Source organism: Moraxella catarrhalis, from assembly GCF_001632285.1.
Taxonomy (GTDB): domain Bacteria; phylum Pseudomonadota; class Gammaproteobacteria; order Pseudomonadales; family Moraxellaceae; genus Moraxella; species Moraxella catarrhalis.
In genome coordinates, this window is record NZ_LWAH01000016.1 from 26525 (window position 1) to 51790 (window position 25266).

General features: G+C 41.9%; 22 protein-coding genes. 11 read left to right on the plus strand and 11 right to left on the minus strand.

What is annotated here, in order from left to right:
* Positions 1-57 precede the first annotated feature (57 nt).
* Complete coding sequence (locus tag A4U55_RS06530; protein WP_003667103.1) at positions 58-1092, plus strand: mechanosensitive ion channel family protein; 1035 nt, start codon at positions 58-60, stop codon at positions 1090-1092.
* Positions 1093-1139: 47 nt separating this feature from the next.
* Here A4U55_RS06530 and A4U55_RS06535 read toward each other — a convergent pair whose 3' ends face one another.
* The 6 genes from A4U55_RS06535 to A4U55_RS06555 all read right to left on the minus strand — a co-directional run bounded on the left by A4U55_RS06535 (position 1140) and on the right by A4U55_RS06555 (position 8623).
* Positions 1140-1754: a DNA-3-methyladenine glycosylase I gene (locus A4U55_RS06535; protein ID WP_003671207.1), complete on the minus strand. Its 615-nt coding sequence runs from the start codon at positions 1752-1754 to the stop codon at positions 1140-1142.
* On the minus strand, positions 1738-2544 hold the full coding sequence (gene cysE, locus A4U55_RS06540) for a serine O-acetyltransferase (RefSeq protein WP_003660178.1): 807 nt from the start codon (positions 2542-2544) through the stop codon (positions 1738-1740). Before cysE ends, A4U55_RS06535 begins: the two co-directional genes overlap by 17 nt.
* Before the next feature lie 102 nt (positions 2545-2646).
* A complete protein-coding gene (locus A4U55_RS06545) occupies positions 2647-3531 on the minus strand; it encodes an RNA methyltransferase (RefSeq protein ID WP_003662532.1) in 885 nt (294 codons plus the stop codon).
* Entirely contained in the window at positions 3531-7253 is a 3723-nt protein-coding gene (gene dnaE / locus A4U55_RS06550; protein ID WP_038519326.1) for a DNA polymerase III subunit alpha, read from the minus strand. Before dnaE ends, A4U55_RS06545 begins: the two co-directional genes overlap by 1 nt.
* A gap of 6 nt (positions 7254-7259) precedes the next feature.
* Positions 7260-7415 (minus strand): hypothetical protein, encoded by a 156-nt coding sequence (locus A4U55_RS09060; RefSeq protein WP_003660174.1) that lies wholly within the window; start codon positions 7413-7415, stop codon positions 7260-7262.
* A 20-nt stretch (positions 7416-7435) separates the two neighbouring features.
* On the minus strand, positions 7436-8623 hold the full coding sequence (locus A4U55_RS06555; protein ID WP_227513439.1) for a ribosomal protein uL16 3-hydroxylase: 1188 nt from the start codon (positions 8621-8623) through the stop codon (positions 7436-7438).
* A 214-nt stretch (positions 8624-8837) separates the two neighbouring features.
* Here A4U55_RS06555 and prmB point away from each other — a divergent pair, with 214 nt between their 5' ends.
* The 9 genes from prmB to der all read left to right on the plus strand — a co-directional run bounded on the left by prmB (position 8838) and on the right by der (position 19111).
* Positions 8838-9950, plus strand: coding sequence for a 50S ribosomal protein L3 N(5)-glutamine methyltransferase (gene prmB, locus A4U55_RS06560; RefSeq protein WP_003660172.1), 1113 nt, complete (start codon positions 8838-8840; stop codon positions 9948-9950).
* A gap of 160 nt (positions 9951-10110) precedes the next feature.
* Positions 10111-11298, plus strand: coding sequence for a 23S rRNA (adenine(2503)-C(2))-methyltransferase RlmN (gene rlmN, locus A4U55_RS06565; RefSeq protein ID WP_003662538.1), 1188 nt, complete (start codon positions 10111-10113; stop codon positions 11296-11298).
* Between the two features lie 88 nt (positions 11299-11386).
* Entirely contained in the window at positions 11387-11947 is a 561-nt protein-coding gene (locus A4U55_RS06570) for a tetratricopeptide repeat protein (protein WP_013108030.1), read from the plus strand.
* A gap of 58 nt (positions 11948-12005) precedes the next feature.
* Positions 12006-13121, plus strand: a complete 1116-nt coding sequence (ispG, locus tag A4U55_RS06575; protein WP_003660169.1) for a flavodoxin-dependent (E)-4-hydroxy-3-methylbut-2-enyl-diphosphate synthase — start codon at positions 12006-12008, stop codon at positions 13119-13121.
* Positions 13122-13125: 4 nt separating this feature from the next.
* Entirely contained in the window at positions 13126-14082 is a 957-nt protein-coding gene (locus tag A4U55_RS06580) for a hypothetical protein (RefSeq protein WP_003666483.1), read from the plus strand.
* 23 nt (positions 14083-14105) lie between these two features.
* Complete coding sequence (hisS, locus tag A4U55_RS06585; RefSeq protein WP_003660167.1) at positions 14106-15374, plus strand: histidine--tRNA ligase; 1269 nt, start codon at positions 14106-14108, stop codon at positions 15372-15374.
* 99 nt (positions 15375-15473) lie between these two features.
* Complete coding sequence (locus A4U55_RS06590) at positions 15474-16307, plus strand: YfgM family protein (RefSeq protein ID WP_003660166.1); 834 nt, start codon at positions 15474-15476, stop codon at positions 16305-16307.
* Between the two features lie 69 nt (positions 16308-16376).
* Positions 16377-17555 carry an outer membrane protein assembly factor BamB gene (gene bamB / locus A4U55_RS06595; RefSeq protein WP_063454138.1) on the plus strand — a complete coding sequence of 393 codons (1179 nt, stop codon included), beginning with the start codon at positions 16377-16379 and terminating at the stop codon, positions 17553-17555.
* Between the two features lie 137 nt (positions 17556-17692).
* Positions 17693-19111: a ribosome biogenesis GTPase Der gene (der, locus tag A4U55_RS06600; protein ID WP_063454139.1), complete on the plus strand. Its 1419-nt coding sequence runs from the start codon at positions 17693-17695 to the stop codon at positions 19109-19111.
* Positions 19112-19178: 67 nt separating this feature from the next.
* Here the strand turns inward: der and A4U55_RS06605 are convergent, their stop codons facing one another.
* From A4U55_RS06605 to A4U55_RS06620, 4 genes are all read right to left on the minus strand, one after another.
* A complete protein-coding gene (locus A4U55_RS06605; RefSeq protein ID WP_038519343.1) occupies positions 19179-19898 on the minus strand; it encodes a ribonuclease HII in 720 nt (239 codons plus the stop codon).
* Positions 19891-21171: a lipid-A-disaccharide synthase gene (lpxB, locus tag A4U55_RS06610; protein ID WP_003660157.1), complete on the minus strand. Its 1281-nt coding sequence runs from the start codon at positions 21169-21171 to the stop codon at positions 19891-19893. The genes A4U55_RS06605 and lpxB overlap by 8 nt, the downstream gene beginning before the upstream one ends.
* Positions 21172-21384: 213 nt before the next feature.
* Positions 21385-22089: a Smr/MutS family protein gene (locus tag A4U55_RS06615; RefSeq protein WP_003660155.1), complete on the minus strand. Its 705-nt coding sequence runs from the start codon at positions 22087-22089 to the stop codon at positions 21385-21387.
* 149 nt (positions 22090-22238) lie between these two features.
* The gene (locus tag A4U55_RS06620) at positions 22239-23336 is read right to left on the minus strand and encodes a 3-deoxy-7-phosphoheptulonate synthase (RefSeq protein ID WP_003660154.1); all 1098 of its coding nucleotides are present in this window, start codon (positions 23334-23336) and stop codon (positions 22239-22241) included.
* A gap of 226 nt (positions 23337-23562) precedes the next feature.
* Here A4U55_RS06620 and A4U55_RS06625 point away from each other — a divergent pair, with 226 nt between their 5' ends.
* A complete protein-coding gene (locus tag A4U55_RS06625) occupies positions 23563-24609 on the plus strand; it encodes a polyprenyl synthetase family protein (RefSeq protein WP_003660152.1) in 1047 nt (348 codons plus the stop codon).
* A 199-nt stretch (positions 24610-24808) separates the two neighbouring features.
* On the opposite strand, the gene A4U55_RS06630 is transcribed toward A4U55_RS06625, so the two are convergent.
* Positions 24809-25213, minus strand: a complete 405-nt coding sequence (locus tag A4U55_RS06630; RefSeq protein ID WP_063454140.1) for a thioredoxin domain-containing protein — start codon at positions 25211-25213, stop codon at positions 24809-24811.
* Positions 25214-25266: the final 53 nt, after the last annotated feature.

Sequence of the window (25266 nt, forward strand, 5' to 3'; positions counted from 1 at the left end):
TATCTAGACTTGGCAAATAGACTTAAAGGTTATAAAAATAGAATTGATGGAAAAGTCATGAGTCAAAGTAATAAAGTAGCCAACAGCGAGTCTAATACCGTTGTTCGTACAGTCGCTGATACCGCTGAAACAGCCAAAGAGGTTGTGACAGATGCAGCAAGGCTGACGAAAGATACCCTTGAGCATGGTGCCAATGATACTTTACAATTTTTGGGCGTACCAATTGATATCAATACACTAACCCAGCTGGCAATTGACTTTTCGGGGCGTTTGGTATTGGCATTGCTGATTTTCTTTGTAGGTCAATGGATTGGTAAACGCATCGTTGGCGTTGCCAAACACATTATGGTAAAAAGCCGACTGGATCGCACGGCTGCCAACTTTTTGGGTAATTTGTTATATGGTTTGATGTTGGTCACGGTCATTTTGGCATCCTTGAATAAATTGGGCGTCAATACCAATTCATTTGTTGCTGTCTTGGGTGCGGCAGGTGTTGCAATTGGTGTATCGCTCAAAGACCAGTTATCAAACTTAGCAGCAGGTGTTTTGATTGTGATTTTTAGACCATTTGGGCGTGGTGATTTGGTTGAGATTGGCGGTAAACTTGGCACAGTACTTGATATTAGCTTAGTCAATACCCGTATTCGTACCGCCCATAATCACGAGATTATTATCCCAAATGGTGATATTATGACCTCTGCTAGTATCAACTATTCCTCCTTGCCAAATCGCCGTGTAGATGTTGAGGTGGGTATCGGTTATAATGCAGATATTCGAGAGGCACGCAAGGTAATGATTGGTCTTGCCGAAGCCCATCCAAATGTTTTGGATGACCCAAAACCAACTGTCATTGTCACAGCATTGGCCGATAGCTCTGTGGATTTGGTGCTGAGAGTATGGACCAATAATGACGATTGGTTTATGACGCAAGCAGATTTGCTTGAGCAGGTGAAATATGCGTTTGATGAAGCGGGCATTGATATTCCCTTTCCGAATCGTACGGTACAGATTGAAGGGCTGCAGATGGATAAATTTAAAACAATTTTTGAATCAAATGCCAAGCATCCTGAGCCTAATTCATCCAATCTATAAACAGCCTAAGTAAATTTAATCAATCCATATATTTAAGCCCTGCGTATCTATGATGATACAAGGGCTTTTTTGCGAAAATCACAATCAATCAAATGATCATTTACCATGCCAACTGCTTGCATAAAGGCATAGCAGGTCGTTGAACCGATGAACTTAAATCCTTGCTGTTTTAGGGCTTTTGCCAATCTTGCCGAGACTTCATTTTGGGTGGGTATGTCGGCAAGTGTTTTGGGGTAGTTGATGACGGGTTTGCCATCTGGTGTTGTAATCCCCCACAGATAGTCACTAAAACTTTGATGCTCTGTGATGGCAAGGTAGGCTTTGGCGTTATTGATGATGGCGTTGATTTTACCAAGGTGGCGGATAATACCCGTATTTTGCATTAATGCTTCAATCTTAGCTTGATCATACTGAGTAATTTTTATGGCATCGAACTCATCAAAGGCATGATAATAATTATCACGCTTTTTTAAAATCGTAATCCAGCTTAAGCCTGATTGCATTGACTCTAGGCAAAGTTGAGCAAATAGCCTCTGGTCATCATAAATGGGCTTGCCCCACTCATGATCGTGGTAGTGAATGTAAAGTGGATCGGACAAGCACCAACTGCAGCGATTGACTGTTTTTGCGATTGGATTGTTCATATCAAATGTGATAATCAAGCTCTAAGCCTTCGCCATCAAAAACATCCAAATCATCTTTGCACAGTGATTTTATGCTTTGGGGATTAAAATTTGGATCTAGTTTTTTGACTGCGGCGGTGAGTTCACAGATTTGCTTATCACGCTCTTGGATATGTGCCAATAAAGCTGCAATACTTGATGCAACAGGGTCTTTGGAATCAGGTTTTAAGCCATAAGCGTTAAACAGCTCCTTAGATTGTGCGTGATGTTTGGTGGATATTTGTTCTTGTTTGTGCTTGACGACCATGCGGGCGGCACTACCGACCATCGTGGCACCAGCTGGCACTGCCTTTACGACAACAGCATTTGAGCCAATCTTGGCATCATCACCAACACGAAAGCCGCCCAAAATCTTAGCACCTGCACCAACAACCACATTGTTGCCAAGGGTCGGATGGCGTTTGGCACCTTTTTCCCAAGAGACACCACCTAAAGTGACACCATGATACAAAGTAACATCATCACCAATTTCGGCAGTCTCGCCAATAACGACGCCCATGCCGTGATCAATAAAAAAACGCTTACCGATCTTAGCGGCAGGGTGAATTTCAATGCCTGTTGTGCAGCGACTAAAATGAGAAAGCGCTCTGGCCATAAACTTATGGTCCAAATTCCACAAGTAGTGTGCCCCTCGGTGCATGATACGCGCATGAATGCCAGGATAGGTTAACAGTACTTCCATTTGGCTGCGTGCAGCAGGGTCTCGTGCAAGCACAGCTTTCACATCATCTGTGATGGTGTTTTTTAATTTCAACAGTTTTTTTAGCATGTATTTTTCCTAAAATTTCTCTCATCATATGGCTGAATGTGAGATTTATCAAATCAAGCCTAGTATACCGATATGATTGAATGAACGGCGATGCCACCCAAGCTAAGGCAAATTCTGATTAATCTTAGCAATCAAAGCACGGACTAAGGCGTATTCTTTTTGGTCTAGCTGCAAGCGACGATTCAAGCGAGATAAGCGATTTGGTAGGTGCTTAAGATCATCGTCGTGTGCAAGATTGAGCCGTTGCATCAATGTGATGATGGCACTTTCAAGATTGGCTGACTGTGCTTGAGTGATCGCAGGCTCATCCCAGTCGCTGCGTATGTGTATGGGCAGCGAGTATTCCTCTTTTGGCATGCCTTGTATCTGCTTGGTACTAACAAGAGAAGATGGTGTAAGCGTACTGGCAAATTGATCAAAAAAGGTAGCTGTGATGACTTGTATGGCACTGGCAACATTGAGTACAGGATAATTCAAATTGGCAGGAATCTGGATATGATAATCAGCCAATGACAGCTCTTCATTGGTCAAACCTCGGTCTTCACGCCCAAATAAAATGGCAATTTTAGGTAAGGCATTGACCGAATCATCAGCTGATTGATTCATATGATCCAAAGATGTCGCCAAAGTATTTTTTGAGACAGTCTGTGATAATTGCTTAAGTGCAACTTGTGCAGCCATGCTTGGCGTCAGCACAGGCCTAGGCATTTGGCGTGATCGGGCGCTGGCTGCAAAAATGAGTGTACAATCACCAATGGCATTTTTGATATCTTTTGTGATGCAAGCTTTGTCCAGTAATATGCCTGCACCTGCTGCATTGGCATAACTGCTGTCATCAATCGGTAAGCGTGGATTGACGACCACCAAATCATCTAAGCCCATGGTATGCAGTGCACGCGCCGCCGAGCCGATATTGGCAGGTAGGGTAGTACCAACCATCACGATGCGAATGTGTGATAGCCAAGATTTGAGTAAATCGTTCATCATTATCGAAACACCAAATGATCATCAGTGATATGATTTTTTAATTGAGCAATATTGTGGTCGCTGGGGTATAGCCGTAATCGGTCATTGGTTTGGATGCGTGCAACACTGCATTCATCATATAAGTATAATGATAAAGGTACACATAAATCGCCCACTTGACTGATGTCTATATCATCATGCTCTGAAGTTGGGTGAGAGCCTCGTTTGATTAGCTCAGGCGGTGGGCTATTTTCTTTTATCACACTTAAAATCCCCTCAAGTGCTTGAGTGTCATCACAAGCAAGCTTTAGATGAATTTCCTTTAGTCGGCGAATCCGAGCATTTTCGATAGACTCAATGTGATGTAGGCGAGTAAAAATCCGACCATCATCATTTTCTCGGACGCTGATTTTGGCGATGACGATATTTGCAATGGTCATATTTGCACGCTCACCTTTGGTGTATAACGGTTTGTATTCTTCATCAATACCAAGCACACGCTTACCTGCGGTCAAAACTTCTTTAAATTGATTAAAAGTCTCACCATAGCAGCTCATTTCAATGCGACCTTTGCCATCGTCAAGCTTGACGACAATACGCTCCCCAAAAAATGCCACATCATAAATCAAGCCTGCAATCCATGCAAAGCCTTTGGCGGTATCTTTTAAATCAACGACACTTTTAACAGTAGTATATAAGGGTAGCTCACTGCGATATTCATCCAAAGGATGACCAGTTAAATACAGCCCAAGCGTCGCTTGTTCATAGCGTAAGCGATCTTGTGGCTGCCAGTAGACATCTTCAAGTGGCGGTGCGACAAATAGTGAATCATCGACATCTGTAAATAAATCCATCGTCCCAATTAATTGGTTTTGGCGGTTTTGGTCGGCAGCTGCCATTGCTTCGGGGAGCTGCCGCCACAAGCCACGGCGAATTTGGTAACTGCAATCTGAGTGATCGGTGATATAATGTGGTTTTAAGGTTTCGGCTAAAATATCAAAACAGCCTGCTTTAATGAGTGCTTCTAGTGAGCGTTTACCCACTTTTTTGATGTCAACACGATTACAAAAATCGTATAAATCCTTAAAAGCACCGTCCTTGCGTGCAGCGACAATGCTATTAACCGCCTCTTCACCGACGCCCTTGACAGCACCAAGCCCATAAACAATTGTCTTGGCATCTCTGACCACAAATTTCCATTGGCTATGATTGACACTGGGTGGGATGATAGTTAACCCAAAATTATCACGGCAATCAGACAGTAAAAAAACCACCTGGTCGGTATCATCCATTTCAGATGTTAAGACCGCTGCCATAAATTCAGCTGGATAATAATGTTTTAGGTAAGCAGTCTGATAAGCAAGCACACCATAGGCTGCCGAATGTGATTTATTAAAACCGTAGCCTGCAAATTTTTCAACCAAATCAAAAATTTGTGCCGCCAAACCGCCATCGATATTTTGCTCAATCGCACCATCCACAAAAGTACTACGCTGCTTGGCCATCTCTTCGGGTTTTTTCTTGCCCATGGCACGCCTTAGCATATCTGCACCACCTAAGGTATAACCTGCTAAGACCTGTGCAATCTGCATGACTTGCTCTTGATAGACGATGACCCCATAGGTTGATTCAAGAGGTGGTTGCAGCAGTTCATGCTGAAACTGAGGATGGGGATAAGCCACTTCTTGAATACCATGCTTTCTGTCGATAAAATCAGACACCATACCAGACTCAAGCGGGCCGGGTCGATATAAAGCACACATCGCAATGACATCTTCGATATTTGAGGGCTTAAGCTGTGCTAAGTATTTTTTCATGCCGCTACTTTCTAGCTGAAATACCGCACTGGTTTTGGCCTCTTGAAGTACTGAAGTGTATACATCGGCGTCATCGAGTGGCAAGGTTTCTAAATCAATTGAGGATTGACCTTGAGCTTGACGAGTTTGGTTAATGTTATCAACAGCGGCTTGAAGTACGGTCAAATTTCGAAGTCCTAAGAAATCAAATTTTACCAAGCCGACAGCTTCAACATCGTCCTTATCATATTGGCTGACAGGATGACCTTCACCATCACAATAGATGGCCGAAAAATCACTGATGCGATTGGGTGCGATGAGTACGCCGCCTGCATGTTTGCCGACATTACGGGTGAGACCTTCAAGCTTTTTGGCCATCTCCCATATCTCAAGAGCCAATTCATGGTCTGGTGCATCTGGATTGGTCAGCAGCTCTTTGAGTTGAGGTTCTTGATCAAAGGCATCTTCAAGCTTAATACCAGGTGTTTTTGGAATCATCTTTGAGATGCGATCACCCAGACCAAAAGGCTTACCCTGAACACGGGTGACATCACGAACCACCGCACGCGCCGCCATCGTACCAAAGGTGATGATTTGGCTGACTGCTTGGCGACCATATGTTTGTGCCACATAGTCAATCACACGGTCACGCCCTTCGATACAAAAATCGATATCAAAGTCAGGCATTGAGACACGCTCAGGGTTTAAGAATCGCTCAAATAACAAATCATAGCTCAAAGGGTCAAGATCAGTAATATTAAGCGAATAAGCAACCAAAGAGCCTGCACCTGAGCCACGACCAGGACCGACAGGTACGCCATTGGCTTTTGCCCAGCGGATAAAGTCCATGACAATTAAAAAATAGCCAGGAAAACCCATCTTAAGAATGATATCAAGCTCATAGTCAAGCCTTTCATCATAAGGTTTGCGTACTTTATCCCAATCATCATCTCGCTGATCAACAGGATAAAGTTTCTCAAGCCGTCTGTTTAAGCCATCAGCGGATACTTTTTTAAAAAAAGTCTCAATGGTCTCACCTTTTGGGATGGGAAAATCGGGCAGAACATTAATCCCAAGTGTGATAGTTATATTGCATCGGCTGGCGAGTAGGCGCGTATTTTTAATTGCTTGGGGCAGATCGGCAAACAGCTCGGCCATCTGCTTTTGGCTTTTGAAATATTGAAGTTCGGTGTATTCTCTTGGGCGTCTGTCATCTGCTAAGGTATAGCCATTTGCGATACACACACGAGCTTCATGTGCATCAAAGTCTGTACTGACGGTATTATTTTTGTCATTTGTCTCAGTTGGGCTTGCGTGAATAAAGCGTACATCATTATGTGCAATGATAGCAATGCCAAGCTTAGCAGCTTGAATGATGGCACTTTCATTAAACTTATCATCGCTGGCTTTGACTCGGCGAATGCCAATGTAGAGCCTATCGCCAAAAATATCTTGCCATGTTTGTAAAATAGGCAGGGCATTGTCAGGGTTATTGCCAAGTAAAGGCTGAGCAATCTCTGAGCGATGTGTTAAGATGGCGATTAATTCATCGGAATATTCAGCCAAAGCCGCTTTGGTGATGACGGGTGTTTCAAACTCTACCGAACCATGATTATTCATTGGGCGGTTGGTATAAGCATCTGAAATCAAACGCATCAGGTTTTGGTAGCCATGATGGCTCATCGCATAAAGGATGACGCTGTGGCGTGCATCAGCTGCATCTTTATCACTATGCTCACCAACCACCACCTCAGCCCCAATGATTGGCTTAATACCAGCGCCGATACACGCTTTATAAAACTTGACTGCTGCAAACATATTATTCCAGTCAGCCAAAGCAAGTGTATCTTGACCATCAGCGACGGCGGCTTTGACCAAATCTTTGATACGGACAATTGAGTCTATAATGGCGTATTCGCTACGAATACCTAAATGTACAAAGGACATAATCTTCTAATTTTGAGTTAAGCTGACTGTGCCTAAAACACAGAAAACCACAGGAATGGGATTGACATTGTCTGAATGATGATTTTGGAATTGACCAAACACATATGCACCAATCAACAAAAGGATCATAAATAGCATCAGCATACGAATGACGCTTAACATAATATTAAACCAAAATCATATTAAACCAAAATCAGCCAATTATCATTCAGCCACTGGCTAAGCCAAGGCAGATTTTGTAAATTGGCGTCTTCGGCAGTAATGGCATCACCGTGAATCAAATGCTTAAGATATGCTCGTTCATCATCTGACAAGTCAACTTTTTCGCCATTGATATACCACACATCACGCACATGGACAAAGCGGCAGGCAGGGTTTAATACCAAGCACTCACCATCTTCAAGGCGAGTTTTGAGTGTATCAGCATCAAGCTCATCTTCAAACGCAAGTAATTCATACTGGCGTTGACTGACCAGCTCGCCGATGGCATCTGTCAATAACGCATCGCCTTCTTTGGAATTTAGCAGGTTAATTAGCTTATCTTTGAGTGCTTGAATGCTATCTTGGCTAAGCTCATAGGCATCTGGCTGGTCAGCTTGCGGTAAGGTTAGGACATGAAACAGATTGGCGTGATTGGTGGCGACATCTGCCAGCTCGTCCATAATTTGTACAAGATTGGGTCTGCGAAAACCAAATGAAAATGTCAAGCAATCATTCATCGCAATCCCATGATGGCTAAGCCTTGGCGGTACATAAAGCACATCACCTGCTTGCAAGACTTCATCAAAAATAATCTTACCCATGTCATCTAAAAGGCGTATTGGTTGATTAGGCACAAAAGGGGTATCAGAAGTACACATCTTGCCCAACTGCCATCGACGCGCACCATAACCTTGGGCAAGAAATACATCATATTCATCATAATGTGCACCCACCGAACCGCCTTTTGGAGCAACAGATACCATGATATCATCTTGTTGCCATTTGGGAATAAAATCAAAATGCGACCAAAGCTCACCAAGCTCAGGCGACCATTGCTCAAGATTTTGTACCAAGATTGTCCAAAGCTTGGGGGTTTGATAGATATCGTCTTCATCAAGCGGAGCAGATTTTAGCGACCATTGATTGATATTTTTATCACTTTGGCTGATCAATCGAGCAGACACGCCTTCTTCAAGTGCCAAACCAAGTATATCTTCAGGCTCAAACATCCCTATCAAGTCAGGCAAACCCCCCTTAATTAGCAGCGGCTTTTTTTGCCAATATTCTGCCAAAAAAGTCTTATGGCTCATGCCTTTGGGTAGGCAAAATCTTATATTATCGGTCATGATGGTCTCAAAATTAATCAAAAATGCGATAAAATTTGGCATACTTTATGCTTAATATAAACCTTTAGTTTAACAATTTTTTGGTTTAAAACCAATCACATTCACCAAATTTTAGTATTTTTGTGGTTTTTATTGAATAAGATTGTACCAAGATTTTGGTTGGCATGATGAAAACAGTGGCAAATTTGTGCTAAGTTGATTATAATAAAAATTATTTAAATAGCACTGTGACAGGGCATGACGAAAAGGCAGCTTGATGACAATTGATACCCACTTTGACGCTGACGATTTGGCGGAATATGACTTTGATTATACGATGAATGAAAATGGTCAGCTCACCCAAGCGGAGATTGCTACATTATATACCGAGCTTGGTGAAGCTGAGCAGGCATTGGTAACCATTCGTGATTTTATCCGCTTTGTGGTGACCAAGCTTCGCCAGTATGATGTCGTTGTGGCACAAGGGACGACAGATGAGTTTGCTGAAGCGGCGGCAATTGTTTTGCATTCTTTATCGCTTGAATGGTCGGCAGATGAGCAGATTTTGGCGTGTAAGCTGACTCCCAGCGAAAAGCAAGAAGTCTTGACTTTATTATCTGAGCGTATCATTCAGCGTAAGCCTTTGTCTTATTTGATTAATTTGGCGTATTTTTGTGGGCTGCCTTTTTATGTTGATGAGCGTGTTTTGATTCCACGCTCTCCGATTGCCGAGCTGATTAATCAGCAGTTTTATCCATATTTTGATGTCGATGATGTACGCAAAAACTCATTTTTTAGCCACGGTTTAGAAGAGTCGCAGTTGGCAGCACCTGAGCGTATTTTGGATTTATGCACAGGTTCTGGTTGTATTGCCATTGCACTTGCTAAGGCATTTCCTGATGCCAATATTGATGCCACAGATATTGATAAAGATGCCCTAGAAGTGGCATGGACAAATGTTGAGCATCATGAGCTTGCTCATCAAGTCAATCTACTTGAATCAAATTTATTTGCCAAACTGCCCGCTGAAAATCAGTACGAGCTTATTGTGACTAATCCGCCTTATGTGGATGCAGCGGTAATGGCAGAGCTGCCACCTGAGTTTTTGCATGAGCCTGAACATGCACTTGCAGCAGGTCAAGATGGCTTAGATTTGGTACATCAAATTTTATACCACGCACCTGATTATTTGACCAAAGATGGCTTGTTGGTTTGTGAAGTTGGTGATAGCGAGTGGGCGCTACGCCAAGCTTATCCTGAAATTCAGTTTGATTGGCTGACCTTTGAAAAAGGCGGTAGTGGTGTTTTTGCCATCACATGCGAAGAGCTTTTGGAATACCGAGAAGATTTTGCCAAACAAGTTGAGCGTGTGCAAGGTTTGACCCACTGATACCGTTTTATGATATGTTTAATAAAAAGCAAATGGAACATCCGTTTGCTTTTTATTATCTGTATCTGATTATTATCTATATCTGAGTGCATTAGCATGACTTTGATGCAAAATTTTAGTATAATAATGGGTTTAATTAAATACTTGTATAGAGTGTACCGTGAATAAAATTCCTGTCATCACCTCCGCTGAGCAGTCCGACCAAGCAGCCAAGAAAGTTAATCTTTTAGGTATGTCAAAAGATGAATTATCGGCATTTTTTGTGTCTTTGGGCGAAAAGTCGTTTCGTGCAACGCAGGTGATGAAGTGGATTTATCAATTTGGTGTGACAGATTTTTTTGAGATGACAAATATTTCAAAAAAACTTCAGCATAAGCTACATGAGGTAGCTTGCGTCGTGCCGCCGACTGTGAAATATAAAGAATTTAGCCAAGATGGTACACGCAAATGGGTCTTTGAGGTGGCGGGTGGTTCGTTGGTTGAGACAGTCTTGATTCCTGCCGATGATGGTAAGCAATTTGGGCGTAAGACTTTATGCATTTCATCGCAAGTGGGCTGTGCGTTGGATTGTTCGTTTTGTAGTACAGGTAAGCAGGGTTTTGAGCGAGATTTAACGCCAAGCGAAATCATTGGGCAGCTTTGGGTCGCCAATCAGTCTTATATGGAAAATGTGCCGCCAACCGAGCGAGAAAACCGTGTGACCAATGTCGTCATGATGGGCATGGGTGAACCGTTATTAAACTATGATCCTGTGGTGGCGTCCATGTCACTTATGCTTGATGATCATGCATTTGGCTTATCCAAACGCCGTGTCACACTTTCAACCTCAGGCGTTGTTCCAAAAATGTATGATTTGGCCAAAGATATTGATGTGGCACTTGCCATTAGCTTACATGCACCCAATGATGAGCTTCGTAATGAACTTGTGCCGATTAATAAAAAATATCCTTTAAAAGATCTTATTAAGGCTGCCAAATCTTATGTGTACGATGAAAATCCTCGCCACAAAAAACACATTACCATCGAATATGTTATGCTGGCAGGTGTTAACGATTCTGATGAACACGCACATCAGCTGGTTGATTTGCTAAAAGATTTGCCGAGCAAAATTAATTTAATTCCGTTCAATCCATTTCCGCACGCACCTTATGGGCGTTCAAGCAATAATCGGATACATGCTTTTAGTCATATTTTAAACCAAGCAGGATTTGTTTGTACAATTCGCCAGACTCGTGGTGATGATATTGATGCTGCTTGTGGGCAGCTGGTCGGTCAGGTCGCTGATCGTACACGCCGTGCCAAAAAATGGCAAGAAAGTATCCAAAAACGCCAAAGCCATCATGAATGAATTGATACATCTATTTACTAATGATATCAAAGCCTGATAGAATGGACGCTACATGAAAATCCGAGTAAAGTGGCCTATGGTAATGGCGATGGGGTTGGTTTTAAGTGCCTGTCAAAGTACACCAATACCGCCTAAAAATAATCCGCAATTGGCACAAATCCGAACCCAAATTGCAATCTCGCTACTGGACATGGGTAAGCTTGATCAAGCCAAACAGCAGTTGGATGCTGCTTTATCGGCTGATCGGCAGTTTGCACCTGCCTATCGCACCTTGGCAAAGGTTTATCAAGCTTCGGAGGATGCCACTCACCAAACCAAAGCTCAACGCTTGTTTGAAAAGGCGATTGAACTAAATCCTAAAGATATGCAAAGTTATATGGATTATGGATTTTATTTGGTGCAGATGGGAGACTTGTCAGGTGCGTTGATTTATTTTGATAAACCTAGCCGAGCCATCGGTTATGAAGGGCGTGTGGTAGCCATCGAAAATATGGCATATATTTATTATCATCAATATGAAGCTGCCAAATCACCAACAAAAGATGACTATAATAACGCCAAATCAGCACTTGAGCGTGCGTTAACTTCAGGCACTCAACATGATGAAATCAAAAAGTCTTATGACAAATTATTAAGTGATTATAAATAGTTTATGATGATTATCACGCCATGTATTTGGTCAATTGAACAAGAATAACGGTAACACCATGTCAATACACAATCCGATTAAACGCCGCCCTACCAAAAAAATCTATGTTGGCAATGTCGCCATCGGCGGCGATGCACCCATCAGCGTGCAAAGTATGACAAATACAAACACCTGTGATATTGATGCAACAGTTGCACAAATTCAGCGATGCGTGGACGCAGGTGCGGACTTGATGCGTGTATCGACACCAACGATGGAGAGCGTCGCTGCCTTTGCTGAGATAAAAAAACGCGTATCCATTCCACTCATTGCCGATATTCATTTTGATCACAAAATCGCCATTGCAGTGGCGGATGTGGGTGCAGACTGCCTGCGTATCAATCCAGGTAATATTGGCAATGATCAAAAAGTCAAAGAAGTGGTTGCAGCGGCACGCCATCATAATGTGCCGATTCGTATCGGTGTGAATGCAGGCTCACTTGAAAAGGATTTACAAAAAAAATATCGAGAACCGACAGGTGAGGCGATGCTAGAATCGGCGTTACGCCACATTGATATTTTAGAAAATCTTAATTTTCAGAATTATAAAATCTCAGTCAAAGCCTCCAATGTATTTTTAACCCTTGATGCGTATCGATTGATTTCAGCACAAATTGATAATCCATTGCATCTTGGCGTTACCGAAGCGGGTGTATATCGCACTGGCACGGTCAAATCTGCCATTGCTTTGGGCGGTTTGCTACTTGATGGCATTGGCGATACCATGCGTATCTCTTTGGCGGCAGCACCAGAAGAAGAGATTAAAATCGGCTTTGACATTCTAAAATCACTGGGTATTCGTAGTAATGGTGTCAATTTTATTGCTTGTCCAAGTTGTAGCCGTCAAGAGTTTGATGTCATCAAAGTGATGAATGAGCTTGAAGCTCGCTTAGAGGATATTCGTGAGCCACTGGATCTGTCAGTTATTGGCTGTAAAGTCAATGGGCCAGGTGAAGCCAAAGAAGCGACGATCGGTGTCGTGGGAGCAAGCCCCAATAGTTTAGTTTATAAACATGGTACAAAAAGCCATCTGATTGATACCAAAAAATTGGTAGATGAGATTGAGGCGATGGTGCGTGCTCAAGTCAAAGACATTCAAGATAAACGGGCAAATGAGATCATTCGCATAGGCTAAATGTATGAGCGATCAGGATAAATTGGGCTTTTTAGATTTGGCGGTGCATGCGATGAAAATGGTCAATCGACCAATGACAACGATGCAGCTGTGGGAGTTTGTTCTTAAAAATAAATTGCATCGTCGGTTAAGATCTTATGATGTTTCCACCGAATCTTTCATTGGCAAATCACCAGAAAGAACATTTGGTAGTTCAATTACTCGCAATAAACATATCTTCAAGGAAGTTCCAAATACAAATACCAAGCCAAAACAATATATTTTAAAATCTCAGCAAACAAAGTTAGAGGTGATAAAAAATCTTGATCAAACCACTCATCGCTTAGCAAAATATCATGAGCGAGAGTTGCACCCTGTCTTGACTTATTTTTTGAAATTTGATAAATATTTTCAAGCTTATTCAAAAACCATTTTTCATGAAATCAGTCCAAAAGGAGCAAAAGGCGAGGATAAATGGCTGTATCCAGATATGGTGGCGGTGCATTTTGAATACGCCAACTATCAAAAAAACCATGTACTTGGTTTTATTACGAAATTTAATAAGCCACCAATAAAAATCTATTCATTTGAGATTAAAAAAGAGCTAAATTTTAGTAATTATAAAGAAAGCTTTTTTCAGGCAGTCAGTAACTCAAGTTGGGCAAATGAAGGTTATTTGGTGGCGGCACAAATCCTGCCTGACGGTCAATTTATTGAGTCGCTCAAAAAACTTAGCCAAAGCTTTGGGATTGGTATCATTGAGCTTAATAGACACAATGTGAAACAAAGTAAGATTTTATCACCTGCCAAATTTAAAGAGATGATGGATTATTCGGTGGTTGATGAATTGGCGAATAAAAATGACAATTTCTCACAATTTTTAAAAACCATTATCGATTTTGATGTTAATCATCCTCATCGATATGACAGCGAGTTTGACAAAATCTTAAACCTATATGAACCGAATGACAGCAATCATTGATTGTATATAATTAAGGAATATTTATGAATAAAATTACCGCTATCCGTGGCTTTAATGATGTGTTGCCCGAGCAAACACCAGCATGGCGTGCAATGGAACGAACATTAATTGAGGTGATGGATAGCTATGGCTATAGCCAAATCCGTTTGCCTTTGGTTGAAGAAACTCAGCTATTTGCACGAGGTGTCGGTGAAGCGACAGATATTGTTGAAAAAGAAATGTTTGGCGTTGTACATGGCGGAAATAAGGGCGATGAAGGATCTTCTTTTACTTTACGCCCCGAAGGTACTGCAGGATGTGTACGGGCAATTGTTGAGCATAACTTAACTCGTGGCGATACACCAAAATTATGGTACTTAGGCCCGATGTTTCGTTATGAACGCCCCCAAAAAGGTCGCTATCGCCAATTTCATCAATTGGGCGTAGAGTATTTTGGCGCTGAGTTGCCTGATGCTGATGCTGAGTTGATCGCTATGACTTATCATATGTGGCAAAAACTGGGTATCGGTGAGCATGTGACACTCCAGCTAAATACTTTGGGCGAGACCGATGAGCGTGTTGCATACAAATCAGCACTGGTTGAATATTTGACAACACACCAAGAGGCTTTGGATGATGATTCAAAACGCCGTTTAAATACCAATCCACTGCGTATTTTGGATTCCAAAGATGAAAACACTCAACAAATCCTAAAAAATGCACCTAAGCTTGGTGAGTTTTTGGGTGAGGCATCGTTGGCTCATTTTGAAAAAGTACAAAACTATTTGTCCGCATTGGGTATTTCGTTTGAGATAAACGATAAATTGGTGCGTGGCTTGGATTATTATAACAAAACCGTTTTTGAATGGGTAACTGACAAATTAGGTTCACAAGCGACCGTCTGTGGCGGCGGTCGTTATGATGGCTTGGTGGGTATTATCAAAGGTAACGCTGAGCAGTCAGAGCCTGCGGTTGGGTTCGCTATGGGTCTTGAACGCTTAATGCTATTGATTGATGCCGTTAATCCTTATCAGGTCGCATCTTGGTGTGATGTTTTTGTGATTGCTCACCCTGATTATTATATTGATGGCTTAAAGTACGCCGAATCACTTCGCTTGCGTCAGGATAATTTACGCGTCAAAATGGCAAGTGCAACAGGCTTAAAATCACAAATGAAAAAAGCCGATAAATCAGGTGCAGCTTATACGGTCATCATCGCAGAAGATGAGGTAAATGCCAACCAAATCACCATTAAGACAATGGCAACTGGTGAACAACGCCGTGCACCCATTGATTATCAATTTATACGATAAAATATGCATGACTTATGCGATAAAATCTATATGGATAAAAACCGCATGAAAATGGTTGTGTGTGATATAATGCATGCAATTTTCAATTAGAGTTTGATTATGATTGACACTCCGAAGAATGATAATAATTTTACTGATCAAAAATCTTTAAATGCCTTAAAACTGCATGGCGAAAAGATTATTTATGCCGTACTTTTGGTATTGGCTGTCTTTTTTGGTTGGCAGTATTATCAAAAAAATTATGCCAAGATAGATACGGTCGCTGCAGATACTTATACTTCAATTTCGGTGCGTGATGAGCGACTGGTGCAAGCGTATTTAAATCCACAATTAGATGAAGTGGCTAAGCAGGCATTGGCGGAAGAAGAAAAGCAGTTATTTGGTGATATTGATGCACTTGTTGCAGCACATGGTAACACTGTTTACGCTTGGCAAGCATTGATGATCAAGGCACGCCACCAGACCAATAATAACGATCTTGACGGTGCGGTCGCAACGCTCAGCCAAGCCACTTCAATCAATCTTGATGACGACGGTTTGACAGCAATAGCCAAAATACGCCATGCACGAGCCATGTTGGCAAATGGTGATACAAACGGTGCGTTATCGATTGCCAATGAAGCCATGCCGACAGCTTTTGAAGCATCACGCCAAGAGCTTTTGGGTGATATTTATCATGCCAAAAATGAAATTGACAATGCCAAATCTGCTTATACTAATGCATGGGAGGTGCTCCGTGAGCGTCAAGAAAACCGTGCGGTATTGGCTTTAAAATTACAGTCACTTGGGGTGAATGTTGAACCAATCGAACCTACGCCATCAGTGGTATCGATACCAAATACTCAGCCAGTCATTGAAGGTGGCGAGATATTTGAGATGATTGAGCATGATTCGGCAGTGGCAGACACACAAAACCCACACACTGGCAATTAGTGCTTACAAAAGATTCGTTAATCATGGTCAAATAAACTTAATTAAAAATAGCAAAGTAAGGATATTTTTATGTATCAGCGCTTTATCAATACCGCATTGGTTGCAGCTTTGGCGGTAACTATGGCAGGTTGTGGCACCAAAGCCATCAAGCCAACCGAACGCAAGCCTGCCAAATTGGTTAATATTCAGACGCCAGTCGCTGTATTAACACAGGTATCAAGTATCCGCTTGGATCAAGGTCGATCTGGCTTTAGTCGTCGTAATACCAACCTAAGAAAGGATGTTATTGATTTACAAATTGCACCGTTGGCAGATGGTATGATTGCAGCAAGTCGCAGTGGTATCGTCAGTGGTTACATGGGTGAATCGATTGCTTGGCAATATAATGCTGAAGATGTGATCACTGGCGGTGTCGGTATTGATGATCAAGGCAGTGTGGCGGTCATTGGTACGCGTTCAGGGAAATTAATTGCATTAGATGCTCGCACAGGTGCAGCACGCTGGGTGGTAGAATTGGCTTCTTCTAGTTTGGCACCAGCATTGATTAGTGGTGATAAAGTGATTGTCATCACTAACAGTGGCACGATTTTTGGATTGGATATTAATAGTGGTGCGACAGTTTGGCAGTATGCCACTCAGGTACCAAATACCAGTGTGCGTGGTATGGCAAAGCCTTTGGCACTGGATGCTCGCACGGTATTGATTGGTGGTGCTGATGGGCGTATTCATGCACTAGATACCATGACAGGTGCACCAGTGTGGACTCGCCGTGTGGGACTGGCGATGGGTTCTGGAGAAATTGATCAGCTGCGTGATATTGATGGGACACCGACCGTCGTAGATCATTATCTATACGCTGCCAGCTACAGCGGACAATTAGCTGGGTTTGATATGACAACAGGGCGTACCATGTTTGTCAGCGAGCTATCTAGCACCAAAAAGCTGACCACTTTGGCTGATGCTGTCATCGGTAGTAGCACTGATGGTGATGTGGTTGCCTTTAACCGAATGACTGGCGAGAAGCTTTGGGAAAATCATGATCTAAAATATCGTGGATTGACCAATCCTGTAACCATCGGCACTTATATTGCTGTTGGGGATGCAGATGGTGTGGTACATATTTTAAATCATCAAGGTCAAATTATCAGCCGAGTCAATACCAAAGGTGCTTTGACCAACTTAACTGTGATCAATAATCGCTTATATGCCCAATCAGCAGATGGCGTTGTGACTGTTTGGCAATTTTAAATAATCAATAAAATCAGCATCCTTTGTCATGATATCGGTGGCAAAGGTTTTGCTGTTTTGGTTGAATGATGATTGATGCCTGATCATCCAAATCCTCATTGCGACAGATTCAATTTTAACGATATTAAGAGTAAAACATGAGTATAAAACCTGTGGTCGCCTTGATTGGTCGCCCTAATGTCGGTAAATCGACTTTATTTAATCAGTTAACAAAGAGTCGTCAAGCATTGGTGGCGGATTTGGCGGGTCTAACCCGTGATCGTCAGTATGGTGATGCACATTTTGAAAACAAGTCATTCATTGTCGTTGACACTGGCGGTATCGGTGAGATGGATGATGGTTCGGGCAATATTGATGATTATATGGCGACTCAGTCATATACGGCGATTCATGAAGCGGATATTGTTGTTTTTGTCGTAGATGCTCGTGCAGGATTGATTGGTGCAGATAGTGAGATTGCACATTTTTTACACACCTTGGGTAAGCCTGTATTTTTGGTAGCAAACAAGATGGATGGCGTTCATGAAGCGGCATATGCAGAGTTTTTTGCTTTAGGTTTTGGTGAACCGTATGCTACCGCAGCCAGTCATGGTAGAGGCGTTACCAATTTGCTTGAGTCTTTGACGGCGGATATGCCTGAAGATATGCCCAAAGATGAGCTTGATAGCAAAACCTTAAAGCTTGCCATCATTGGTCGCCCCAATGTCGGCAAATCAACCCTAGTCAATCGCTTGCTGGGCGAAGATCGTGTGGTGGTCTTTGATATGCCAGGCACAACGCGTGACAGTATTTATATTCCTTTTGAGCGAGAAGGGCGTAGCTATGTCCTCATCGATACAGCGGGCGTGCGTCGCCGTGGTCGCATTGATGAGAAAGTGGAAAAATTTTCTGTCGTCAAGACGCTACAAGCCATTAAAGATGCCAATGTTGTGGTGGTGGTCATTGATGCCAAAGAAGGTATTGTTGATCAAGATTTGCATATGCTTGGATATGCACTAGACGCAGGGCGTGCCATTGTCGTGGCAATCAATAAATGGGATGGCTTAAGCCAAGACCAAAAAGACTTTGTCAAAATTGAAATTGACCGCCGTTTTAATTTTGTGCCTTGGGTAAAAATTCATTTAATTTCTGCTTTATATGGTAATGGTGTGGGTAAACTTTATCCTTCTATTCATAAAGCCTATGAAGCATCAATGTTTAAGGTTTCAACCAATCAGCTGACACGAATTTTAGAAGATGCTGTTGCCAGCCATCCACCACCAATGGTGGGTGGTCGTAGAATTAAGCTAAGATATGCACATTTGGGTGGGCATAATCCTCCTGTCATCGTCATTCATGGCAATCAAACGAGCAGTCTGCCAAAAAGCTATCAGCGTTATCTTGAAAATGTTTTTCGCAATGTCTATAAACTCGAAGGGACACCACTACAGGTAGAATTTAAGCAAAATGCCAACCCATATGAAGGCAAGAAAAATCCTGTCGTTAAAAACAAAGCCAAGTTGATGCGTGAGAAAAAACGCATTCAGCGGTTTAAGCGTGCCGAGAAAAAACGATAAAAGCAGGTAATATGCACTTTATTAATTGGCAGTCACTGAGCTGTTATGTGCTTAATTATCTTTATTGCTATGAATGCCAATAGTTAGAATTAATAAATCCTTGATTGTATAATTCACGAATCGGTGAGAAGCTACGCCGATGCTCAGGTAAAATACCATATTCTAAGATGGCAGCTTTATGCTTGGCGGTCAGATAGCCTTTATGTTTATCAAGCAGATATTCAGGATAAGATTTGGCATGCTGAATCATCAAACGATCACGATGCACTTTAGCCAATATGCTGGCACAAGCAATACTGCTATGAGTAGCATCTCCTTTGATCATGGCATAAATCTGATGAAAGTGTTCGCCCAAACTGCCATCCATTGAAGGTAGCTGATTGCCATCTATCAAAATAGTTGTGTTTTTTTCATTTAAATTATTCTTAATAATAATTGTCTCAATGGCAATTTTCATCCCAAGCATCGTTGCTTGATAAATATTAATCTGATCAATAATAGTGCTTGGTACATCAACAATCGCATAATCAAGTGCCAAATCTGTGATGATGTCAAACAGTTGTTCTCGCCGTTTTTCGCTCAGCTTTTTACTGTCATTTAATAAAGAAATTTTAGTATTTGTTAAATCTATCTCATCAAAGCGGCCGCTGAGTTCATTGGGCAAGATAACCGCACCGACAGTCATATTGCCAAATAAAGTGCCCCGTCCAACCTCATCGATACCGACGATTGGGGCATGACTTGATAAAACCGCATTGGGTTTAGTGAAGATGGTACAATCATTCATAAGCTTTGGTGATATGGTGTGTGTCATATGATTTTTTAGTACTCATAAAATAATGATCCAGCACGGCTTTGGCGGAGTTTTGGTGACTTTGGCTGCGTAGCCACGCTGAAATATTGCTAAGCTGTTTGGTTTGTTTGTTTGGGTGGTGAATAATCCCTAATGCTTTGGTGCTGACTTTTTCGGCGGTGGCGTCAGATTGTAGTAGTTCAGGTACGATTGGATGACCAAGATACTGCTTGGCCAAGATATTGGGCAATGACACATAAGGAATTTTAACCAAACGCTTGGCAATCATAAAAGTAAGCGGATTGACTTGATAGACGACAACCATAGGACGCTCAAGTAGTAAGCATTCTAGCGTTGCTGTACCTGATGCCAAAAGTACCACATCACTGATGGTCATACACGCATGACTGATCGCAGGTTGGTTTTGTTTTTGAGACCGATTGTGATCATCCAAAATATGGACACAGTTGACCAAATTGGCATGATGAGTGTGCAAAATTTCATGCACTAATCGTGCATGCTCAGCACTCACGACTGGCAGCACAAACTGCACGGTTGGTATTTGCTGATGAATGTTTTGTGCACTTGTTAATAATAGCGGTAACATGGCTCGGATTTCAGAGGTGCGTGAACCTGCCATCAGACAAATAATATGACTTGCTTTTGTGAGTGATGTTACACTATGATGGTGATTATGATATTGGTGAATAAAATTTTCCAAACGCACCTTTGGGCTATCCTGATGGGCGTGAAGTTTATTTAAAAGTGGATGTCCAACGCAAACAGCAGGATGGGCATATTTTTGATAAACACCCAGTTCAAACGGAAACAAGCACAATACCAAGTCTGTCGCTGCTTTGATGTGATGAATGCGACCTTCTCGCCATGCCCAAATCGAGGGGCTGACATATTGGACACAAAAAACACCTTGGGGCTTTAATATTTTACCGATTCGAAGGTTAAAATCGGGTGCATCAATACCAATAAACAGATCAATCTGATGCGTTTTAAACGCTGTGATGATTTGCTTTTTGGCTTTTAACAAATCAGGTAAATGCATCATCACCTCTGCCAAACCCATCACCGATAAGCGCCCCATATCAATCACTGAGCTTAGCCCCTGTGCTGCCATTGACCGCCCACCGACGCCGACCCATCGAATATTTGGGTGTAGGGCGTTCATTTTCTGCATAAAATCACCGCCAAGTGCATCTCCTGAGACTTCACCTGCCACGATGCCGATCGTAAGTGACGATGTATTTGTCATAATTTTCTCAATACTAATCAGTAAATTTATTAAAAGATTGGCTGTATTGTCATGCCAGATTCAAATACTTGCCATAAAAGTCATAAAAATAGGTCAAAAAATTGACCTTTTAAAGATGCGATTGATGTTAAGTAATTCGGGGTAAAATAATAAACATATATTTTGTGATAACACTATTTTATTGTTAAGTGATCACAATCGCATATACAACCATCACGACTGGACGACTTTTTTGAGTAATACCAATACTGAACCATTGCCCCCGTCTTTAGCAGGTGCAGAAACAAACGCCATGACCTCTGGCATTTGGCGTAACCAGCCATTAACGCAGGTTTTAAGAATGGCATCTTTACCTTTGCCGTGTACAATTTTGACCACAGTTTCACCATGATTGATGGCTTGGCTGATGAGTAATAAGACAGCCTTGCGTGCGTCATCAATGCTTGAGCCGTGTAAATCTACCGCATCATACCACCGTAGTTTGCCTTGTTTTAACTGCTCAAAGACTTTATTTTGTAAGGTGGGATTTTTGTAAGATAAAAAAGCCTCACTTGCCACAGGATTTAATAACGCTTGCATATCAGACAAAACGCCTTTAATTGGCTCATCGCCTTCAGCTGACGCACGGCGACGCAACATATTTTCATCGGTTTGGGTGGGTTTGGTATGGCTGACGACAGCATCGGTTTTTAACGGTATGACGCCACTCATCGCCTGCATAAATAGCACGGTATCATCATTGATGGCATCATGATTAAAACGTTTCACTTCATGTAAAATTGCCTTTGAGCTGGGCAAATTGACCGTCTCGTTAGGTTTATCACTTGCCATTTCAGGTTTGGTAGAAGCCTTGGTCATTTGCTTTAAATCTTCTTGTAGAGATTTTGATAACAAATCTTTAAAACTTGGATTACTCATAACAGTATTGCTCTTATATATGTTGTTATCTGTGATTGCTGTCTTTGATGCTTGGGGGTTAACACTTGTTGGTTTTGTGCCATCATATATCCAAACTTAAAAAACAGATGGCATAAAAACCAACAAAAATCAACCTATTTTAAAAACCATCAGCGATTTTGTAGATGTGCTTTCACTGTTTTAGCGAAGGTGCGTAAGGTTTCAACGGTTGCCTCCCAGTCCAGACAGCCATCAGTAACGGATTTACCATATTCTAAATCATCTAAATTGACAGGAATATTTTGGCGACCACCTTTCAGATGGCTTTCAATCATGAGTCCCATAATAGATGAATTGCCATTTTGGATTTGGCTTGCAACATTTTGGATAACCATGGGCTGAAGATAGGGGTCTTTGCCACTGTTGGCATGACTGGCATCAATCATGATTTTACCGTTTGTTTTACCTTTAGCAAGCTCATTTTCAGCGGCAGCAACAGCGGTTTCATCGTAGTTTGGCTTATCATTACCACCCCGTAGGACAACATGAGCGTAGCGGTTGCCTTTGGATTTGATGATAGATACTTGACCATCGCCAGACAATCCCAAAAAGCTATGACCTGACTGTACTGCTTGCATGGCATTGACGGCAACAGTCATACTGCCATCGGTACCGTTTTTAAAGCCAACGGGGCAAGATAAGCCAGAACTCATTTCACGATGTGTTTGGCTTTCGGTTGTGCGTGCACCAATGGCAGACCAGCTGATTAAATCTTGCATGTATTGAGGCGTATTGGGATCAAGTGCTTCGGTGGCGCAAGGCAGACCCTTTTCGTTTAATTCAAGCAAAAGCTTTCTTGCGATATGTAGGCCTTTTTCGATATCAAAGCTGTCATTCATATCAGGGTCATTGATTAAGCCTTTCCAGCCTGTTGTGGTACGAGGTTTTTCAAAGTAAACACGCATCACAATAAAAAGCTCATTTTTAAGCTCTTCTGACAGTACTTTAAGTTTGTCAGCGTATTCATGTGCTGCCACAGGATCATGGATAGAGCATGGTCCAACAACAATCAAGATTCGCTTATCAATACCATCTAAAATATTTTGAATGGTTTTTCGTCCATTTAGAACGGTATGATAAGCCAACTCCGACAGTGGCAGCTCGCTTTTTAGGCAATTTGGGGTAATTAGCGGAATGAATTTTTCGATATTCACGTCATCAATTTCTTTATGTTGCGTAATGGGATTGTGCGTCATTGGGTGGCTCATAATTGCTCCCTGTTTTATTTTAGATGTGCCAATAAGCTTATCAAGATAAGCACAAATCAGAACCCACATTATGCCTATAGTTGGTTTGATTTACAAGCGTAAAAAGTCATTTATCCGCCAAATTTGTCTTTATAATGATGAAAATTTGTTTTAACCAAAGCAACCGATTGAAGGGAAAAAATTCAGATTAAGTGATTAAAAAAGCCAAACGCTGTTTTAAGTTGCTTTGATTTTATGCTATGATAGCGTTTTTGATTTTAAGACAGATTTATCAATCATGAATAACGCTCAGCTGACTTATGCCGATATCCAAGCCATTGTTTCTGAAGATTTTGCTATTATGGATAAGCAAGTTTTTGGCAGTTTAAATTCCAAAGTGCAGTTGGTGATGAGTGTGTCTAAGCATGTCATTGACGCTGGTGGTAAAAGAATGCGTCCTTTAATCACGCTACTGACCGCACGCATGTTACATGATGAACAAAGCCAGCAAGCCATGCAACTGGCAGCCATTACAGAGATGCTTCATACCGCAACTTTGGTGCATGATGATGTGATTGATGCATCTGGTTTAAGACGAGGCAAGCCAACTGCGAACGCCACTTGGGATAATCCGACAGCGGTTTTGGTGGGGGATTATTTGATTGCTCGTTCATTTAATTTGTTGGTAGGATTTAATCATTTGCCCTTATTAAAGCTATTTAGTGATGGCACTTGTGATATTGCTGAAGGGGAGGTATTACAGCTACAGCATCAACACAACCCAAAAACTTTAGAATCTGATTATTTGCAGATTATTGATGGCAAAACCTCCAGATTATTTATGATGGCGACAAAAGGCGCTGCACTGCTACAAGGGCGTGAGGAGTTTTTGGATGATTTGGGTGCATTTGCGTATCATTTTGGTAATGCATTTCAAATGATTGATGATGTGCTTGATTTTAGTGGCGATGCTGCCATCATGGGCAAGAACTTAGGCGATGATTTGGCGGAAGGTAAACCGACTTTACCCATTATCAAGACTTTGGAGTTTTTAGAACATAGCAATCCAGCCATGTATGATAAATTGCGTATTGCGGTGCAAACGGGCAAAGTAGTAGATGATGTGCAAATGCTTATCAAGCTTGTTCAGTCTTCAGGTGCACTTGATTATTGTAAGGCACGCGCGCTTGAAGAAACTAAAAACGCTCAACACGCCCTTAATAATCTACCCAACAACCGTTATCGTGAGGGGCTATATCTACTTACCGAGCTTGCCAGTTCTCGTCTTGTATAGATTTTAATCTAACCAAGATGCGATCAATGATGATGACATTTTTATAACAAGTTAAATCCCACAAAATGATGTCATCATGCCCTTATGGCGTATTTAATGAAGCCTAGAAAACCCCCTGGATTGCCTGCATGTCGGCACATGATTTAGCTTGCCAAGCCTTTGGTGCGGATAAAAGCCCGTATGTGCTTGGCTTAAAAAATCAGACAATCCATGGTTTAACAGCGGATGATTTAAGTAAATTCATCACATCCATCAGCCCAAATGGGTACAGCATCATTTGATCTTGGGTAAGTAAGATGGGAATGTATACGCCAAGTGCGTCAATCAATGCTTCATCTTGACTATCTGCTAAATCCAAAACACGAAAAACAATCGGCACGGCAGTCATTGCCAAAGCATGCTCAATGATCGCTTGGATGTTGTGGCATAAATGACAGCCTTCTGTACCAAGCAAATACCAACCCGTATTTGTTACACCCAAGGTCGCCAAAATTTGTGCGTAAATGTGCTGATAAGTTTCTTTGGGTAATCTTGATAGAGCATGGCGATCATCCAAAAGCTGATCGAGTGCCTTAAGTGTCTGTGAGCTAAGATAATTTGACATAAATTTGCAAGGCTATACAACCAAGTGCTGATAAGGTATGATAAGCGTATTAA

Excerpts from the sequence above, each read along its gene's own strand:
- A4U55_RS09060 (WP_003660174.1), bottom strand. The coding sequence starts at position 7,415 with ATGTTAAGCGTCATTCGTATGCTGATGCTATTTATGATCCTTTTGTTG.
- dnaE (WP_038519326.1), bottom strand. The coding sequence starts at position 7,253 with ATGTCCTTTGTACATTTAGGTATTCGTAGCGAATACGCCATTATAGAC.
- A4U55_RS06590 (WP_003660166.1), top strand. The coding sequence starts at position 15,474 with ATGATTGACACTCCGAAGAATGATAATAATTTTACTGATCAAAAATCT.
- prmB (WP_003660172.1), top strand. The coding sequence starts at position 8,838 with ATGACAATTGATACCCACTTTGACGCTGACGATTTGGCGGAATATGAC.
- hisS (WP_003660167.1), top strand. The coding sequence starts at position 14,106 with ATGAATAAAATTACCGCTATCCGTGGCTTTAATGATGTGTTGCCCGAG.
- cysE (WP_003660178.1), bottom strand. The coding sequence starts at position 2,544 with ATGCTAAAAAAACTGTTGAAATTAAAAAACACCATCACAGATGATGTG.
- A4U55_RS06620 (WP_003660154.1), bottom strand. The coding sequence starts at position 23,336 with ATGAGCCACCCAATGACGCACAATCCCATTACGCAACATAAAGAAATT.
- lpxB (WP_003660157.1), bottom strand. The coding sequence starts at position 21,171 with ATGACAAATACATCGTCACTTACGATCGGCATCGTGGCAGGTGAAGTC.
- A4U55_RS06530 (WP_003667103.1), top strand. The coding sequence starts at position 58 with ATGAGTCAAAGTAATAAAGTAGCCAACAGCGAGTCTAATACCGTTGTT.
- bamB (WP_063454138.1), top strand. The coding sequence starts at position 16,377 with ATGTATCAGCGCTTTATCAATACCGCATTGGTTGCAGCTTTGGCGGTA.
- A4U55_RS06545 (WP_003662532.1), bottom strand. The coding sequence starts at position 3,531 with ATGATGAACGATTTACTCAAATCTTGGCTATCACACATTCGCATCGTG.
- A4U55_RS06555 (WP_227513439.1), bottom strand. The coding sequence starts at position 8,623 with ATGCCAAATTTTATCGCATTTTTGATTAATTTTGAGACCATCATGACC.
- A4U55_RS06630 (WP_063454140.1), bottom strand. The coding sequence starts at position 25,213 with ATGTCAAATTATCTTAGCTCACAGACACTTAAGGCACTCGATCAGCTT.
- A4U55_RS06570 (WP_013108030.1), top strand. The coding sequence starts at position 11,387 with ATGGGGTTGGTTTTAAGTGCCTGTCAAAGTACACCAATACCGCCTAAA.
- A4U55_RS06580 (WP_003666483.1), top strand. The coding sequence starts at position 13,126 with ATGAGCGATCAGGATAAATTGGGCTTTTTAGATTTGGCGGTGCATGCG.
- A4U55_RS06615 (WP_003660155.1), bottom strand. The coding sequence starts at position 22,089 with ATGAGTAATCCAAGTTTTAAAGATTTGTTATCAAAATCTCTACAAGAA.
- ispG (WP_003660169.1), top strand. The coding sequence starts at position 12,006 with ATGTCAATACACAATCCGATTAAACGCCGCCCTACCAAAAAAATCTAT.
- der (WP_063454139.1), top strand. The coding sequence starts at position 17,693 with ATGAGTATAAAACCTGTGGTCGCCTTGATTGGTCGCCCTAATGTCGGT.
- A4U55_RS06605 (WP_038519343.1), bottom strand. The coding sequence starts at position 19,898 with ATGAATGATTGTACCATCTTCACTAAACCCAATGCGGTTTTATCAAGT.